Origin of the sequence: Salinicola lusitanus (genome assembly GCF_038648475.1) — a bacterium.
GTDB classification, from domain to species: Bacteria; Pseudomonadota; Gammaproteobacteria; order Pseudomonadales; family Halomonadaceae; genus Salinicola; species Salinicola lusitanus.
Genome location: NZ_CP151919.1, coordinates 3,807,530 through 3,823,454 on the forward strand (window position 1 = coordinate 3,807,530; position 15,925 = coordinate 3,823,454).

Here is a 15,925-nt window from a genome sequence, read left to right on the forward strand (position 1 = left end):
CTCAGCTCCTGGATGACGCGGTGGTGCCGTCGAATGGCACGTGGGTGGCGGACAGGGGACGCATGGGGCGGTCGGCGTCATGGACTTCCTCGTCCGCACCGAGATCGTCCAGCCCATGGCGAACGACCTTGAACAGGTAGTAGATGCCGGCCCAGAAGATCACCGCATAGACCGCGACATAGCCGATCAGCGTCGCCAGCACCATGCCACCCGTCAGCGAGGGCGTGACCGCATCCGCATAGGAAAGCACGTTGTAGACCAGCCAGGGCGAGCGCCCGATCTCGGTCACGAACCACCCCGCCAGCACCGCGATGAACGGCGCCAGGCTCATGCCCTGCAGGCCATGCAGGAACCAGCGCGAGGTGTACAGCTTCCCGCCACGGCGAAGCACCAGCCCGGTGACGGCAAACGCGATCATCAGCAGACCCAGCGCGACCATGACCCGGAAGCTGTAGAAGACGATCCAGACCGGCTGCTGCTGATCGACGGGGATCTCCTTGAGCCCCGGGACCACGCCATCGACATCGTGACGCAGAATCAGGCTGGCGCCGTTGGGGATACCGATCTCGAAGCGGTTGGCCTGGAGCTCGCGGTCCGGAAGCGCGAACAGCAGCAATGGAACATTGGACTGGGTCTCCCAGTTCCCCTCCATCGCCGCAATCTTCATCGGCTGATGCTCGAGGGTGTTGAGACCGTGTTCGTCACCCACGAAAGCCTGGAGTGGTGCCAGAATCAGCAGCAGCCACATGGTCATGGAGAGCGCTCGCTTGTGCGCCTCGACATCGCGCCGTCTGAGCAGGAACCAGGCACTGACCCCGCAGACCACGAAGCCACCGGTCAGGAAGGCCGCCAGCGCCATGTGCGCGAATCGATACGGGAAGGAGGGCGTGAACATGGCCTCCAGCCAGGAGGTCACGTGCACGACACCCTCGCGGATCTCGTAGCCCTGCGGCGTCTGCATCCAGCTGTTGGTAGCCAGAATCCAGAAGGCCGAGATGAAGGTACCGATGGCGACCATCAGCGCAGCGAAGAAATGCACCGACGGCGAGACACGATGGCGGCCGAACAGCAGCACGCCGAGGAACCCGGCCTCCAGGAAGAACGCCGTGATCACTTCGTAGCTCAGCATCGGCCCGATGAAGTTCGAGGCGAACTGGGAGAAATTGCTCCAGTTGGTACCGAACTGGAAGGCCATGACGATGCCGGAAACCACGCCCATGCCGAAGACGACGGCGAAGATCTTGGCCCAGAACAGGCCCAGACGATCCCAGACCGCGTTACCGGTCGCGACGTAGAGACCCTGCAACACCGCCACATAGGAAGCGAGCCCTATCGTGAAGACGGGAAATATCGCGTGAAAAGAGACCACGAAGGCGAACTGCAATCGTGATAGCAGGATAGGATCTAACGCCATGGCTGACTCCTCGCAAGCGCCAGGGCAGCGGTTCCCTCATACCCCGACGGCAGCTGTTTCATCTGACTGTTTGCTGTTTGTCCCTCGCCCGGCCATTGCAGCCGTTCGATGCGCCCTATCATAGGCGCGACCCTGGGCCGGGCCGCCGTGTCCGGTTGTCGCAGCCCCATGCCGCACTGTTGCGCGCAACGCTCTAGACAACCTAGGCAATGCTGCCGAAAGTCGCCAACCACGAGGGTTTCCAAGCCTCCGCGCCACCCGCAGACCCGACTTTCATCCCGGCGGATTCCAGCACACCTGCGACAATATGCCTGGCTGACACGCCGTGACGACCGGGGGCCGCCCTGCGTCGTCACGCGACAGACGGCTTTGGTCAAATAGTCATACGTCAAATAGTCATACAAAGTCAGATCGCGTAAGGTTCGAATGACATACAGGCTAATGGCTATCCCGCTATTGGATCCCGCCTGACTCTTTTTCCTGATCACGAGGCGCTTCGTGACCGACCCGACCTCCTCGACCGCCCGCTCGGCCTCCCCGGCCCAGACGACAAAGGCCGGTCCCGTGCCGGCCCTGTGGATGCTGGTCATGATCACCCTGGCCGGCACGCTGGCCATGCACATCTTCGTGCCGGCGCTGCCGATCGCCGGAGAGGCGCTGCACGCCGACAATGCCCGGATGCAGTTGACCATCAGCCTCTACATACTGGGTCTGGCGCTCGGCCAGCTCTTCTATGGCCCGCTCTCCGACGCGCTGGGAAGACGACCGGCGTTGATGCTCGGCATGGCCATCTACAGCATCGCGGGCGTCGTCGCCTGGCAGGCGCAGAGCGTCGAGATGCTGATCGTGGCGCGTTTCTTCCAGGCCTTCGGTGGATGCGCCGGGCTGGCGCTGGGGCGCGCCATGATCCGCGACACCGCGGCCCCGGACCGAGCGGTGCAGCGGCTGGCGGTGCTCAACCTAGTGGTCGCCATCGGCCCGGCCATGGCGCCGCTGATCGGCAGCCTGCTGACATCGGCACTGGGTTGGCGAACCGTACTGCTGGCACTCTGCCTGATGGGTGTCGGCAACCTGCTGTTCGTCTGGCGGCTGATGCCGGAAACGGCACAAGCCACCGGTCGCATCAACCTGCCAAACCTGGCCCACGAGTATCGCACCTTGCTCCGCTCTCCCGCCTTCATCGGGTACGCGATCGGCGGTGGTTGCGTCACCACGGCGATGTTCGCTTTCGTCGCCTCGGCGCCGTTCATCTTCGTCGAACAGCTGGGCAAGCCGGCGAGCCACGTGGCGTACTACCTGTCGCTGCTGATCCTCAGCATCTCGCTGGGCAACTTCATCACCAATCGCACCATTCACCGCATCGGCCTGGTGCGATTGATGCTGTCTGCCAGCCTGCTGAGCCTGGCGGGCGGAATCTCGATGCTGGTCATCGTGCTGGCGGGCTGGGCTTCGGCGGTCACCCTCGAAGCCTCGGTGCTGCTGTTCACCTTCGGGGTGGGAATGACCGGACCGACCGCGTTGACGCTGGCAGTGGGCATCAATCCCAAGGTGGTCGGCTCCGCGGCCGGGCTCTACGGATTCGCCCAGATGGGCATCGGTGCTCTGTGCACGGCGCTGGCCGGCCTGGGCGACAATCCGGCCCTGGGTGCCGCCGTGGTACTGGCCACGGCTGCCGTGATCGGCCAGATCGCGTTGAGAACCGCGCTGCGGTTCGATCGCCAGCCCCCGGGTTGAGCCGCAGGTGGGAGGTCTCGGGTCTCGTCAGGGCCCCTCGCGCGCCTGATGCGTTCGTCTAACGGAGCGCCCTCCTGTTCTTCGGTAGTGTAGGCATACCACGACAACGCAGGTGGCCGTGCTCCGCCACGCCCGCCGAAACGGTCTAGGGGATGCCCATGAACGCTATCTGGATCGCTCTGTTCGGTACCGTGTGTTTCGTGATGGGCTATCGGTTCTATTCGAAGTTCATCGCCGAACGCATCTACCGACTCGACGCCGATTTTCAAACGCCGGCGCATACCTATCGCGACGGTGTCGATTACGTTCCCACCAACAAGTGGATTCTGTGGGGCCACCATTTCACCTCGGTGGCCGGGGCGGCGCCCATCGTGGGGCCTGCCATCGCGATTTACTGGGGCTGGTTGCCGGCCATCCTGTGGGTGGTGCTGGGCACCGTCTTCGCCGCCGGCGTCCACGACTTCGGCGCGGTAGTGCTCTCCAACCGCCACAAGGGCCATTCGATCGGGACACTGGCCAACCGGCTGATCGGACAGCGTGCCAAACTGCTGTTCCTGTTCATCATCTTGATTCTGGTATTGATGGTCAACGCGGTCTTCGCCTGGGTCATCGCCAAGCTGTTCATCACCTTCCCGGCCAGTGTGCTGTCGGTCTTCATCCAGATTCCGCTTGCCGTGTGGATCGGCTATCGCGTCTATCGCCATTCGGGCTCGATGCTGCTGCCGTCGGTGGTCGCTCTGGCGGTGATGTACGGCGCGGTGCTGGTGGCCAGCGAGGTGCCGCTGCTGCAGTTCGACCTGGTGAGCTGGTTCGGCGGGGCCGACGCACCGGTCGTCGGCGGCTTCAACGGCACCTCGATGGCCTTTCTGGTCTGGATCGTGGTGTTGATGGTGTACGTCTACATCGCCTCGACGCTCCCCGTCTGGAAACTGCTGCAACCGCGCGACTACATCAATTCGCATCAGTTGGTGGTCGGCCTGGCGCTGCTGTACCTGGGGCTGCTGTTCGGCGCGCCGGAGATGACCGCGCCCAGCATCAACGGCGAGGCGGAGATCAGCTGGTATCCGCTGCTGTTCATCACCATCGCCTGCGGCGCGATCTCCGGCTTCCATGGCCTGGTCGCCTCGGGCACCACCTCCAAGCAGTTGGACAAGGAGACCGATGCACGGATGATCGGCTATGGCGGCGCCCTGGGCGAAGGCATGCTGGCGATGATCGCCATCATCGCGGTGGGCACCCTGTTCGCTTCAGGCGCCGACTTCACCGCCACCTATTCGAGCTTTTCCGCGGCCGGCTCCAATGGCCTGGGGTCGTTCGTGAGGGGTGCCGGCCAGCTCGCCGGCAATCTCGGCATTCCCGAACAGGTGGGGTCGACGCTGATCGCGGTGATCGTGGTGAGCTTCGCCGCCACCACCCTGGATACCGCCGTGCGCCTGATGCGCTACATCATTGCCGAGCTGGGCAACGAGTACGGCATGCCGGTCATCGCCCGCAAGCACGTCGCGACCAGCATCGCCGTTATCACCAGCGGCGCGCTGGTGATCCTGCCGGAAGGTCCCAACGGCTTCGGCTCCGGCGGCTACCTGCTGTGGCCGCTGTTCGGCACCAGCAACCAGCTGCTGGCCGGCATCACGCTGATGCTGGTCTCGGTATGGCTCAAGCGCCAGGGCCGCCCGGTGATCTTCACCCTGGCCCCCATGCTGTTCCTGCTGGTCATGACGCTATGGGCCATGGGCCAGCAGGTGATCTTCACCTGGTCGGGTTTCGGCGATGCCGACCGCAACTGGCTGCTGTTCATCTTCGGGAGCCTGATCATGGTGTTCACGCTGTGGATCCTGCTCGAGGCGTCGCGCAGCTTCCGCCAGGACGACACTGGCACACGGCAGCCATCGCTGAGCTCCGATGAATCGCCCTGACAACGAGGTCTCCACGGTTGCCCTGTGGCGATCGCGGCTACATCGCGCGATCCAGGGATACGACGCGGTCCTGAGCCTGCCGCACCGGCGCGAAATCGCCCGGGAGCTGCAGGATGAGGAGGATCTCTTCATGCTGCTGTGCTTCTGCGACATGATGGGAATCCCCAATCCCGTCAGCGACATGACCCTGGAGCTCTACCCGCACATGCTCGACCGCTTCCACGAGTGGCACACCCGCCAGGGCATGCCGCGCTCGCCCCTGGCGGGCTTCCGCTGCTGCTAGGCGGGCGCATGTCGCACAAGGAACCCCGCATGGCCAAGAGCCTTTTCTTCGGCGGCAAGGGCGGCGTCGGCAAGACCAGTTGCGCCACCGCCTATGCCTTGAGCTGCGCGGCGGCCGGCTGGCGGACCCTGCTGGTCTCCACCGACCCGGCCCACAATCTGGCGGATCTGTTCGGGCGCTCGCCGGGGCCGAGTCCAACGCGCATGCGGGCCGGTCTCGACGTCGTCGAGCTCGATCCCGATCACGAGACGCAACGCTACCTGGAGCAGGTCAAGGCCACGCTGCGCCCCCTGGTCAGCGGCGAACGCAGCGAAACCGTGTTTCGCCAGCTCGACCTCGCACGACATGCTCCCGGCACCGAGGAAGCCGCCCTGTTCGATGCCCTGGTGGGCCTGTTGCTGGATACCGGCGACGCGTACGATCGACTGATCTTCGACACCGCGCCCGGCGGGCACACGGTACGTCTACTGGCGCTGCCCGAGATCATGGGCGCCTGGGTGGAGGGATTGATGCAGCGCCGCCGCAAGGTACGCAGCGACTACAAGGCGTGGCTCGGCGACGGCGAGGTCGTCGACGACCCCATCCAGGAGACGCTGATGCGCCGCCGCGGGCGTCTCGCCGCCGCCCGCGAGCACCTGACCTGCCCCGCGCACTCGGCGGTGATCCTGGTCGCCAACCCGGAACGGCTGCCGGCACTGGAAACCGCACGCACCCGCCAACTGCTCGAGAGTCACGGGTTGCACGTCGGCGCCGTGGTCATCAACAAGTGCCTGCCTGCCGAGATCGACAGCCAATGGCTCGCCAACTGGCGCGAGGAGCAACGCCCCTGGATCGATCATCTCGAGGCGACCTTCCCCGACCGCGAGCGCATACGTATCGATCACCAGTCCCATGCCCCGGCCTGCTGTGACGATCTGGTACCGCTCCAGCAAGCGCTGAGCGGGTTGGCGCCGTGGCACGCCCAGCCATGAGGGTCGGGCGGCCCGAGTCGATGGCCTAGCGCGTGCCGATCACGCTGTAGACCAGCCACGTGGTGTAGGCCACGAAACTGATCAGCAGCACGGCACCTTCCAGCCGATTGATGCGGCCCTGCCCCTTGATGCCGATGCCGAACACCAGCAGCGCCAGCGTCAATGCCGCCATGACCGGCCAATCCCGGACCAGCACGTCGGGATCGACGTCGATGGGGTGTATCACGCCGGCCAGGCCGACGACCGCCAGGGTGTTGAACAGGTTGGAGCCCACCACGTTGCCGATCACCAGGTCGTGCTCGTTCTTGCGTACCGCACTGATGGAAGACGCAAGCTCCGGCAGCGAGGTGCCGATGGCGACCACCGTCAGCCCGATGACCAGATCGCTAACCCCGAACGCCTCGGCGACCGTGACCGCGCCCCAGACCAGAAAGCGCGAACTGACGATCAGCATCAGCAAGCCGACCAGCGTCCAGACCACGCCGCGCTTCAGCGACATGGCGTCTGCTGCCGCATGCGCCTCGACATCGGTCTCAAGCGCATCGCCGTGGGTACTGCGGGCCCGCCAGATGCTGTAGCCAAGGAAACCGAAGAGCAGTGCCAGCAGGAGGACCGCATCGACGCGCGAGATCACGCCGTCATGCAGGCACCAGAACGAAATCAGCGTTACCCCCCCAAGCACCGGCAACTCCTGGCGGATCACCTGAGAGTGCACCGTCAGCGGGCTGATCACCGCCACCAGCCCTACGATCAGGGCGATATTGGTAATGTTCGAGCCGTAGGCGTTCCCCAGCGCCAGGCCGGGATTGCCCTGGACGGCTGCCAGCGCCGATACCATCAGCTCCGGAGCCGAGGTGCCGAAACCGATCACCACCATGCCGATCAATAGTGGCGGGAGCCCCAGATGACGAGCCGTCGCCGCGGCGCCATCCACGAATCGGTCGGCACTCCACACCAGTACCACGAGTCCGGCCACAATGGCCGCCAGCGCCATCCACACGTTAGGATCTCCCCTATGTTCGTAAGGCCCCGACAGCCGGTGGCGGGGCAACGACAGAGCGCCCGGCTGCGCTCCGGAGAACGCCTCTGCCGCCCAGGTAAGCGATTGTGCTTCTTCGGCAAAACGGCCTTAGCCTACTATAGTATCCAAGCGGCTGAACTATCATGACTTTTCGACAACAACGCCAGCGTCTTCGAGTGCATCCAACAAACATGCACGGACGTATGTATTCCAGTAACATGCTGACATCAAGCAGCGTGGTACGCCTTTCATCCAGCTTTCGCATCGGGTACGGCTTTGGCAGCAGGCAAGAGTGACTCTGACATCGACAAGACGAGTTTCCTGACGCCTCGACGGACGCGTCGTCGTCTTCGTGCCTGCCACGAATGCGATCTACTGGTCGCCCTGCCGCCTCTGCATCCGGGTGAGCGAGCCAGTTGCCCACGCTGTGGTCACACACTCAGCCACCGACATTTTCGCCCCGCCGAGCGCAGCCTGGCATTTGCCATCAGCGCCTTGATGGCGTTGGCGGCGGCGCTCTACTTCCCGTTCATCAGTTTCGAAGCGCGCGGTGTCAGCAATGCCATTCATCTCGTCGACACCTCCGCCAGTCTCGTCAGGTTCCACGAGCCGTTCGTCGGCATGCTGGTACTGCTGACGGTCGTGGTGCTGCCCACGGTCTATCTTCTTGCCGTCGTCTGGCTGCACCTCGGCCTCCTGCAACGACGTCCGCTGCCGCGGAGCTACCGCATCGCTCGCGCGCTCTCCCATCTCGGCCCCTGGATGATGGCGGACGTGTTCGTCATCGGCGCCCTCGTCAGCCTGATCAAGATCGCCGGCATGGCATCCGTCGACCTGGGCCTTTCGTTCTGGGCGTTCTGCGTCTACGCCCTGCTGCTGCTGCTGACCACACGCTCCATCGACACCGACTGGATGTGGTTCTCGCTGGTGGGTGAGCCGCTCGCCCCCGAGGGGTGCCGACCGGGCCAGCCGGCCGCCGAACAGAAGCTCACCGGTTGCCCGACCTGCGGCCTGGTCAATCGCCTCGGCCATTTCGGGCGCGGGCGCTGCCAGCGCTGTGGCGAGCCGCTACGCTTCCGGAGCCCTCACAGTCTGCAGAAGACCTGGGCGCTGCTGATCGCCGCAACTCTCTGCTACATCCCCGCCAATCTCTACCCGATCATGACCACGACGTCGCTGGGCAACGAAACGCCCTCGACCATCATCGGCGGCGTCATGATCTTTCTCGGCCACGGCGACTGGCCCATCGCGTTGGTCATCTTCACCGCCAGCGTGGTGGTGCCGATCGGCAAAGTCTTCGCACTCGGCTGGCTCTGCATTACAGTCCGGCGCAGCGGTGAATCCGAATTCAAGCACAAGCGCCAGAAGCTGTACCGGATCACCGAACTGATCGGGCGCTGGTCGATGATCGACGTCTTCGTGGTCGCCATTCTGGTGTCGCTGGTCCATGCCGGATCGCTGCTGGCGATCACGCCGGGCCCGGCGGCGCTCGCCTTTTCCGCGGTGGTCATAATCACCATGCTGGCCGCGATCAGCTTCGACCCACGCCTGATCTGGGACGCGCGCAACATGCAGCCCCACATGCCGGCCGCGCTCAAACGCCAGTCACCCTACTCGCCCGTCAAGGAAGCCGACGATGCCTGATTCGATGCAACGCGCCAAACGGGTGTCGCAATCGCGACTCTCGCCGATCTGGATAGTGCCTCTACTGGCGGCGCTGATCGGTGCCTGGATGGTGTGGGACAACATTTCCAGCCGAGGGCCGTTGATCACGCTGAACATGGACAACGCCGAGGGCATAGAGGCCGGCAAGACCCTGATCAAGACGCGCAATGTCGAAGTCGGCCATGTCGAGGCCGTCCGCCTTTCCGACGACTTGTCACACACCGTGGTCACTGCGCGCATGTCCAACGACGCGGCGCGAATGCTCAATGCCGAGACGCGCTTCTGGGTGGTCAAGCCACGCATCGGGCGCGAGGGCATCAGCGGTCTCAATACCGTGCTGTCCGGCGCTTACATCCAGCTCGCGCCGGGCAAGAGCGATGAAGCTCAGGACAGCTTCGATGTCCTCGAACAGCCGCCGGTCGCACCGCCGGATGCCCCTGGACTCAGGATCAACCTGGTGAGTCAGGTCGGCAATTCGCTCAGCGCCGGCGATCCGGTCACCTACCAGGGCTATACCGTCGGTCGCGTGGAGAGTACCGATTTCGACCCCGACAAACGGGAGATGCGCCACCGCATCTTCATCCAGTCTCCCTACGACAGTCTGGTGACCGATACCACGCGTTTCTGGAGCTCTTCCGGCATCGACGTGCAGCTGGATTCGGAGGGGGTGAACGTCAACCTGGACTCGTTCGAGACGTTGATCAGCGGCGGCGTCACCTTCGGCGTGCCGGAGGACGTGACCCGGGGCGGTCCGGCCAAGCAGGACGCGACCTACACCCTCTACAACAGCGAGGAGAGTGCGCGCGAGGGAACCTATGACCAGTACATCGAATATGTCCTGCTGGTCGATGACACCGTTAGAGGGCTCAGTCGCGGCGCGCCGGTGGAGTATCGCGGCGTGCGCGTCGGTACCGTCGTCGCGGTTCCGTGGCACTTCACCGCCCCGCAACCGGACGGTCTCAACCAGTTCGCGATTCCGGTGCTGATCCGGATCGAACCTCAGCGACTGGAGAGCGGCGAGGACATCAACAAGAATATCGACGATCAAGAAGTGCGTCAGCGCTTCGAGAAGATGTTCAAGGACCTCGGGCTGCGCGCCACGCTCAAGGCCGGCAACCTGCTGACCGGTGCACTGTTCGTCGATCTCAACTTCAGCCAGGACGCCGATCCCTACAAGCCGCTGACGTTCGACGGCAAGCCCGTGTTCCCGACCGTTTCAGGTGGTTTCGCGCAGATCGAACAGAAGATCTCGAACCTGCTGGACAAGCTCAACAATCTGCAAGTCGAGCCGATTCTCGACCGCCTGGATCAGACGATGCAGACCTCTCAGCAGACGCTGGAGCAGGTGCGTCAGATCGCCGAATCGGTCAATGCCATCGTCTCCGACCCCGCGACGCAACAGCTACCGGGCAGTCTCAACGACACGCTCCAGGAATTGCAGAATACGCTGAACGGCTTCTCTGCCGGCTCCTCGGGGTACCGTCAGTTGAATGACACCCTCAAGCAGCTGGAAATATTGATGCGCGATCTGCAGCCGGTGGCCAAGACTCTTCGCGAGCAGCCCAATGCGCTGATCTTCGATCGCGAAGTCCAAACCGACCCTGTGCCGAGAGCTCCCCAATGATGGCCTTACTCATGTTCCGCTGGCGCCAGTTCGGCGCCACGACCCTGCTGATGATCGCGACCGCGGCCCTGGCGGGTTGTGCCGCGCAATCGACACCAACCAATCGCTATACCCTGCCGGAGGTCGCGAGTCCGCCGTCGTCGCCAACGTCGTCGATCTCCGGGAATCGGCAACTCAGCGTCAGCCCGGTCGAGGTGGCCAGCTATCTCGATCAAGAAGGTATCGTGATGCAGACCAGCGATATCGAGCTCAATGCCGCCAATCAGAATCTGTGGGCCGAAGAGCTGGGCCACCAGTTGACACGCCAGTTGCGCCAGTCGCTGTCTGCCGAGCTGCCGGGCGTGACGGTCGTCAGCTCGGCTCAGGGCGGCGCCGGGACGCAGCGGCTATCGCTGAGCGTCGATCAGTTCCAGGGACGCTACGACGGTCGCGCCGTGGCCTCCGGGGAGTGGCAACTCCACGACGGTAACCGGCTGGTGATGCAACGCCATTTCGACGTGACCCGGCCACTGGAGAATGACGGCTATCCGGCGCTGGTGCGCGCGTTGGGTGCGGTGTGGAAGGAGGTGGCGCGGCAGGTCGCGGCGTCGGTTCGTGCGGCGCCATCCGCGGATTGACGGGCGCCAGTTCGAGGGGCCCGTTCGGACATTGAGTGGCGTCGACCCGGGAGCGGTCACGGTGACCGTCCCCGGGTCGATGAATCTGTCAGCGCCGGCGGCGCAGAGTTATCCCGGCTTCTCGGCCGACCGGGACCCGATCAGTGATTGAGCCGACTTCTCAGCCGGGCAACCGCCTGGCTGTGCAGTTGGCAGACCCGGGACTCACTGACGCCGAGCACGGCACCGATCTCCTTCAGGTTGAGCTCCTCCTGATAATAGAGCCCCAGCAGCAGCTTCTCGCGTTCCGGCAGCGCATCGATCGCCGCCATGACGTTGGCCCGGTTATCCGCGTCGAGGAGCGCCTCCAGCGGCGATGGCGGCCCCCCCTCGGAAACCGCCGTTACGCCGTTTTCGCTATCGCTCTCGTCATACGCCAGCAGAAAGCCGTTGTTGGCGTCCGTCAGCAGTTGATGGTATTCGTCGCGGGATATTCCCATCTCGCGAGCTATCTCCCGCTCTTCCGGGGCGCGGCCGAGTTGCTGCTCCAGCCTTCTCACCGCCTGGTCCAGGGCTCGGGCACTGCGCCGCACGCTCCGTGGCATCCAGTCACGACTGCGAAGTTCATCGATCATCGCGCCGCGAATTCGCTGATTGGCATAGGTCGAGAAGCTGGCGCCGTGCGCATTGTCGTAACGGCCCATGGCATCCAGCAGGCCCAGCATTCCGGCCTGGATGAGATCGTCGAGCTCCACGCTGGCGGGCAGGCGCACTTGAAGGGAGAGCGCGTGGCGTCTCACCATCGGCAAGTACTGCTCAATCACTGCGTGCTGATCGATTTTGCCTTGTGCGGTATACATCGAATGGCCTCGTCCAAAAACCCACGGTCACCGAAACGCATGACCCAATGACATCATTATGCCGCCCGCACGCCTAGCCAAGACGGCAAACTGCCCGTTATCCGGCGGCTATTTCGATTGTTTGTCGGCGTCACCCGCGATAATCGATGATCAATTGGCCGGCCGAGACCCTCACCCTGTCGACGCCGTGATCATTGACCGGCAGCTGGAACCGCAGCCGGAACGGGCTGGCGGCGGAACGTCCCGAGAAGTGCTGCGTTTCCCCCTGACGTCGGGCCAGCGGCAGGCAGAACGTCTGCTGGCATAGCCAGGCCTTCAGCGCCGGCGCAGGCGCATCGGTACGGAACGTCCAGCGAACGCGATCGATCCTCGCCTCCCCGAGGGAGGGCGGCGGCTGGATCTCGACGCCTGCCAGCGGACGCTCCGACATCACCACGGTCTGGCCCGGCAGCGGGGCCACCCAGGTTCCCTGGGCAGCCCAGGTCAACGCGATGGGCCATGCGACGACCGTGCCCAGCACGATGCGCCACGACGCTAGCGTGCGGCGAAGATTCATGGCGGCGCGCCAATGGTGGTGGTGACCCGCAGATTGCGATCGTCCGGAATTTCGGCTTGCGAGAGCACCACCAGCGACTTGATCTGGCGGCGCAGGAAGCGTGACAGCAACGCGCGCAATCCATGCTGTACCACCAGCACGGTCGGTTCGTCCCGGCTCTGCTGGCGCTCGACCGCGGCGGCCGTCTGCTGCATCAGGGTATCGGCCAGCCCCGGCTCGAGCGCACCGCCGTTGTTGAGCGCCTGGGTGAGAACCTGCTCCAGCCGGGGTTCGAGACTCATGACATGCATCGATTCGCGCCCCGGGAACCACTGCTGGGTGATCGCTCGACCCAGCGCGACCCGCACCAGGGCGGTCAGCTCGTTGGCATCCGACTGCTGCGGGGCGTACTCCGCCAGCACGTCGAGAATCGTGTGCATGTCGCGAATCGGGACATCCTCGGCCAGCAGGTTCTGCAGAATGCGCTGGAGCGACGTCAGCGGCAGCAGTTTGGGTACCACGTCTTCCACCAGCGATTTCTGATGCTCGGCAACCTTGTCCAGCAGTTGCTGGACCTCGGCCCGGCCCAGCATGTCGCCGGCGTTTTCGTGCAGCAGGTGATTGAGATGCGTCGCGATCACCGTACTGGCATCGACGACGGTATAGCCGTAGATCTGGGCACGCTCGCGCTGGGCCGTCTCGATCCAGTAAGCCGTCAGCCCGAATGCCGGATCCTGGGTACGACTGCCCTCGATGGCACCGGAAACCTGGCCCGGGTCGATCGCTAGCCACTTGCCCGGAAACGCCTCCGCCCGCCCGATTTCCACCCCCTTCAGGGTGATCACGTACGCATTGGGATTGAGCTCCAGATTGTCGCGGATATGCACCACCGACGGCAGAAAGCCGACGTCCTGAGCGAACTTCTTGCGCACGCTCTTGATTCGCCCCAGCAGTTCTCCCTTCTGGCGCTGGTCCACCAGCGGGATCAGACGATGCCCCACCTCCAGCCCCAGGGTGTCGACCAGTTGCACATCATCCCAGCTCGCCTCGGGCGTCTCCTGCACCGCAGGTGGCGCTCTCTCCTCCACCGAGCGGACCGCCTGGACCTGTTCACGCCGCAGGATCCACCACCCCAGTGCCGCCAGCACGACGGCAAACAGCAGGAACACGACGTTAGGCATGCCGGGAATCATGCCGAGCAGCCCCATCACGCCGGCGGCGAGAAACATCACTCGCGGATTGTTGAACAACTGGCTCAGCAACTGCTGGCCGACGTCCTGGTCGGTATTGACCCGTGACACCGTCACACCCGCCGCGGTCGAGATCACCAGCGCCGGAATCTGGGCAACCAGTCCGTCGCCAACGGTCAGCAGGGTGTAGGTCTTCACGGCTTCGCCGAAGGGCAGGCCGTGCTGGGCGACGCCGATCATCAGTCCGCCGATCAGGTTGATGACCATGATCAGAAGCCCGGCCATGGCATCACCGCGGACGAACTTGCTCGCACCATCCATGGAACCGTAGAACTCCGACTCCTGGTTGATCTCGGTGCGGCGCCTGCGCGCCTCTTCCTCACCGATGAGACCGGCGTTGAGATCGGCATCGATCGCCATCTGCTTGCCTGGCATGGAATCCAGCGTGAAGCGAGCCCCGACTTCGGCGATACGCCCGGCGCCCTTGGTGATGACCATGAAGTTGATGACGACGAGAATCAGGAACACCACCAGACCGACGGCAAAATTGCCCCCGATCAGGAACTCGCCGAAGGCCTCGATCACCTTGCCGGCGGCATCGCCGCCCTGATGCCCTTCCATCAGCACCACTCGGGTCGAGGCCACGTTCAATGACAGCCGCAGCAGCGTCGAGAACAGCAGCACTGCCGGGAAAGCCGCGAAATCCAGCGGCTTCTCGGTGAACATGCTGACCAGCAGCACCATGATCGACAGCGCGATGTTGAAAGTGAAGAACAGATCGAGCGCGAATGGCGGCAACGGCAGGATCATCATGCTCAATATCATGATGATCAGTACCGGACCCGCGAGCACCTTGTACTGCGTGTCTGCCGGCCACTTGCGCTGACCGAACCACTGGCTGAGCGCGTTCATTCACTCTCCTTGGATGAATCCGGTGCCGCGTCATCGAGCGCTGCTGGCACGGGTAAGTCACGGGGGGCCGTCGGCACCTCTCCGCCATCGCTTTCGACCTGCTTGAGGCGGAACGCCCAGGCCAGGACTTCGGCTACCGCGGTATAGAGATCGCCAGGGATTTCCTGGTCGAGATCGACATGATGATAGAGCGCGCGAGCCAGCGGCGGGGCTTCCAGGCGCGGTATGCGATTCTCGTCGCCGAGTTCGCGGATTCTGGCGGCTACCTGATCGGCGCCCTTGGCGATGACGACCGGGGCGGCCATCGCATCCTGCTGATAGCTCAGTGCGACCGCGTAATGGGTGGGGTTGGTCACGATCACGTCAGCCGTGGGCACCTTGCTCATCATCCGCCGTCTCGCCATGGCCTGCTGCTGCGAGCGGATACGCCCCTTGACGTGGGGATCCCCCTCCGTCTCCTTGTGCTCCTGGCGGATGTCCTCGCGGCTCATCCGCAACTTCTTGCTGTGGCTCCACATCTGATAGGGGACGTCGATCAGGATGACCAGCAGCAGTGAGGTCACAATGAGCGCGCACCCCACTGCCGCCATCCTCATGGCCGTCGCCAGCGCCTGCTGGATCGGCATCTCCATCAGGCCGAGCAAGGTGTCGCGCTGTGTCCATAAATAGGCCACTCCCACGCCACCGACCAGGACCGACTTGGCGATTGCCTTGGCCAGTTCTGCCAGCGCCTGGGTCGAGAACATCCTCTTCAGCCCCTTGAACGGATTGAGCTTGCTCAATTGAGGCTTGAGGGATTTGGCCGACACCAGCCAGCCGCCCAACATCGTCGGGCCGAGAATCGCCGCCACCGTGAACAGCAGGAAAAGCGGCAGCAAGGCGATCAGGGTATGTTCGCCCATCGACCAGACATGGCTCAGCATGCGGGCCGTGTCGAACGCCAACCCGTGGTCGAAAAGAAAGGCCTGCTCCATGACGATGCTCAGCTCGTCATAGAGGTTGTTGCCCATGATCCAGAGTCCGAGCACGCCACTGACCAGCAACAGGAAGGTGGCGAGCTCGCGAGAGCGCGCCACCTGCCCCTCCTCGCGCGCTTTCTCGATGCGGCGGGGAGTCGCTGGTTCCGTCTTTTCCTGATCGCTGTCGTTCTGTTCGGCCAAGCGCGCGTCCCGCCCGGGAATGATTGGATGGACGCTATTCTGCT

The 15,925-nt window shown here is 64.0% G+C and carries 13 protein-coding genes; 7 read left to right on the forward strand and 6 right to left on the reverse strand.

Annotated features, from left to right (window positions below; translation table 11 throughout):
- Position 1: 1 nt before the first annotated feature.
- Positions 2-1,414: a cytochrome ubiquinol oxidase subunit I gene (locus AAGT95_RS17200; protein ID WP_342594604.1), complete on the reverse strand. Its 1,413-nt coding sequence runs from the start codon at positions 1,412-1,414 to the stop codon at positions 2-4.
- 498 nt (positions 1,415-1,912) lie between these two features.
- Here AAGT95_RS17200 and AAGT95_RS17205 point away from each other — a divergent pair, with 498 nt between their 5' ends.
- The 4 genes from AAGT95_RS17205 to AAGT95_RS17220 all read left to right on the forward strand — a co-directional run bounded on the left by AAGT95_RS17205 (position 1,913) and on the right by AAGT95_RS17220 (position 6,318).
- Complete coding sequence (locus AAGT95_RS17205) at positions 1,913-3,148, forward strand: multidrug effflux MFS transporter (RefSeq protein ID WP_342594605.1); 1,236 nt, start codon at positions 1,913-1,915, stop codon at positions 3,146-3,148.
- A 158-nt stretch (positions 3,149-3,306) separates the two neighbouring features.
- Positions 3,307-5,064 carry a carbon starvation protein A gene (locus AAGT95_RS17210; RefSeq protein ID WP_342594606.1) on the forward strand — a complete coding sequence of 586 codons (1,758 nt, stop codon included), beginning with the start codon at positions 3,307-3,309 and terminating at the stop codon, positions 5,062-5,064.
- Positions 5,051-5,347 (forward strand): cory-CC-star protein, encoded by a 297-nt coding sequence (locus AAGT95_RS17215; protein WP_110599415.1) that lies wholly within the window; start codon positions 5,051-5,053, stop codon positions 5,345-5,347. Before AAGT95_RS17210 ends, AAGT95_RS17215 begins: the two co-directional genes overlap by 14 nt.
- Before the next feature lie 29 nt (positions 5,348-5,376).
- Positions 5,377-6,318, forward strand: a complete 942-nt coding sequence (locus tag AAGT95_RS17220; protein ID WP_342594607.1) for an ArsA family ATPase — start codon at positions 5,377-5,379, stop codon at positions 6,316-6,318.
- A gap of 25 nt (positions 6,319-6,343) precedes the next feature.
- Here AAGT95_RS17220 and AAGT95_RS17225 read toward each other — a convergent pair whose 3' ends face one another.
- Positions 6,344-7,312 (reverse strand): calcium/sodium antiporter, encoded by a 969-nt coding sequence (locus AAGT95_RS17225; RefSeq protein WP_342596543.1) that lies wholly within the window; start codon positions 7,310-7,312, stop codon positions 6,344-6,346.
- Positions 7,313-7,615: 303 nt separating this feature from the next.
- Here AAGT95_RS17225 and AAGT95_RS17230 point away from each other — a divergent pair, with 303 nt between their 5' ends.
- The 3 genes from AAGT95_RS17230 to AAGT95_RS17240 are packed head-to-tail and all read left to right on the forward strand — an operon-like array spanning position 7,616 to position 11,245.
- Positions 7,616-8,983, forward strand: a complete 1,368-nt coding sequence (locus AAGT95_RS17230; RefSeq protein WP_110599409.1) for a paraquat-inducible protein A — start codon at positions 7,616-7,618, stop codon at positions 8,981-8,983.
- Positions 8,976-10,628, forward strand: coding sequence for an intermembrane transport protein PqiB (gene pqiB / locus AAGT95_RS17235; protein WP_342594608.1), 1,653 nt, complete (start codon positions 8,976-8,978; stop codon positions 10,626-10,628). The genes AAGT95_RS17230 and pqiB overlap by 8 nt, the downstream gene beginning before the upstream one ends.
- A complete protein-coding gene (locus AAGT95_RS17240; RefSeq protein WP_342594609.1) occupies positions 10,625-11,245 on the forward strand; it encodes a PqiC family protein in 621 nt (206 codons plus the stop codon). Before pqiB ends, AAGT95_RS17240 begins: the two co-directional genes overlap by 4 nt.
- A 140-nt stretch (positions 11,246-11,385) precedes the next feature.
- On the opposite strand, the gene AAGT95_RS17245 is transcribed toward AAGT95_RS17240, so the two are convergent.
- The 4 genes from AAGT95_RS17245 to flhB form a co-directional block, all read right to left on the reverse strand.
- Complete coding sequence (locus tag AAGT95_RS17245; protein ID WP_110599404.1) at positions 11,386-12,084, reverse strand: RNA polymerase sigma factor FliA; 699 nt, start codon at positions 12,082-12,084, stop codon at positions 11,386-11,388.
- Between the two features lie 130 nt (positions 12,085-12,214).
- Positions 12,215-12,640, reverse strand: coding sequence for a flagellar protein FlhE (locus AAGT95_RS17250; RefSeq protein WP_342594610.1), 426 nt, complete (start codon positions 12,638-12,640; stop codon positions 12,215-12,217).
- A complete protein-coding gene (gene flhA, locus AAGT95_RS17255) occupies positions 12,637-14,721 on the reverse strand; it encodes a flagellar biosynthesis protein FlhA (protein ID WP_342594611.1) in 2,085 nt (694 codons plus the stop codon). Before flhA ends, AAGT95_RS17250 begins: the two co-directional genes overlap by 4 nt.
- Entirely contained in the window at positions 14,718-15,881 is a 1,164-nt protein-coding gene (gene flhB, locus AAGT95_RS17260) for a flagellar biosynthesis protein FlhB (RefSeq protein WP_342594612.1), read from the reverse strand. Before flhB ends, flhA begins: the two co-directional genes overlap by 4 nt.
- Positions 15,882-15,925 lie beyond the last annotated feature (44 nt).

What these genes read in the sequence shown, in the direction of transcription:
- flhA (WP_342594611.1), bottom strand. Translation starts at nt 14,721, where the DNA reads ATGAACGCGCTCAGCCAGTGGTTCGGTCAGCGCAAGTGGCCGGCAGAC.
- AAGT95_RS17250 (WP_342594610.1), bottom strand. Translation starts at nt 12,640, where the DNA reads ATGAATCTTCGCCGCACGCTAGCGTCGTGGCGCATCGTGCTGGGCACG.
- AAGT95_RS17210 (WP_342594606.1), top strand. Translation starts at nt 3,307, where the DNA reads ATGAACGCTATCTGGATCGCTCTGTTCGGTACCGTGTGTTTCGTGATG.
- AAGT95_RS17245 (WP_110599404.1), bottom strand. Translation starts at nt 12,084, where the DNA reads ATGTATACCGCACAAGGCAAAATCGATCAGCACGCAGTGATTGAGCAG.
- AAGT95_RS17215 (WP_110599415.1), top strand. Translation starts at nt 5,051, where the DNA reads ATGAATCGCCCTGACAACGAGGTCTCCACGGTTGCCCTGTGGCGATCG.
- AAGT95_RS17225 (WP_342596543.1), bottom strand. Translation starts at nt 7,312, where the DNA reads ATGGCGCTGGCGGCCATTGTGGCCGGACTCGTGGTACTGGTGTGGAGT.
- AAGT95_RS17240 (WP_342594609.1), top strand. Translation starts at nt 10,625, where the DNA reads ATGATGGCCTTACTCATGTTCCGCTGGCGCCAGTTCGGCGCCACGACC.
- AAGT95_RS17200 (WP_342594604.1), bottom strand. Translation starts at nt 1,414, where the DNA reads ATGGCGTTAGATCCTATCCTGCTATCACGATTGCAGTTCGCCTTCGTG.
- pqiB (WP_342594608.1), top strand. Translation starts at nt 8,976, where the DNA reads ATGCCTGATTCGATGCAACGCGCCAAACGGGTGTCGCAATCGCGACTC.
- AAGT95_RS17220 (WP_342594607.1), top strand. Translation starts at nt 5,377, where the DNA reads ATGGCCAAGAGCCTTTTCTTCGGCGGCAAGGGCGGCGTCGGCAAGACC.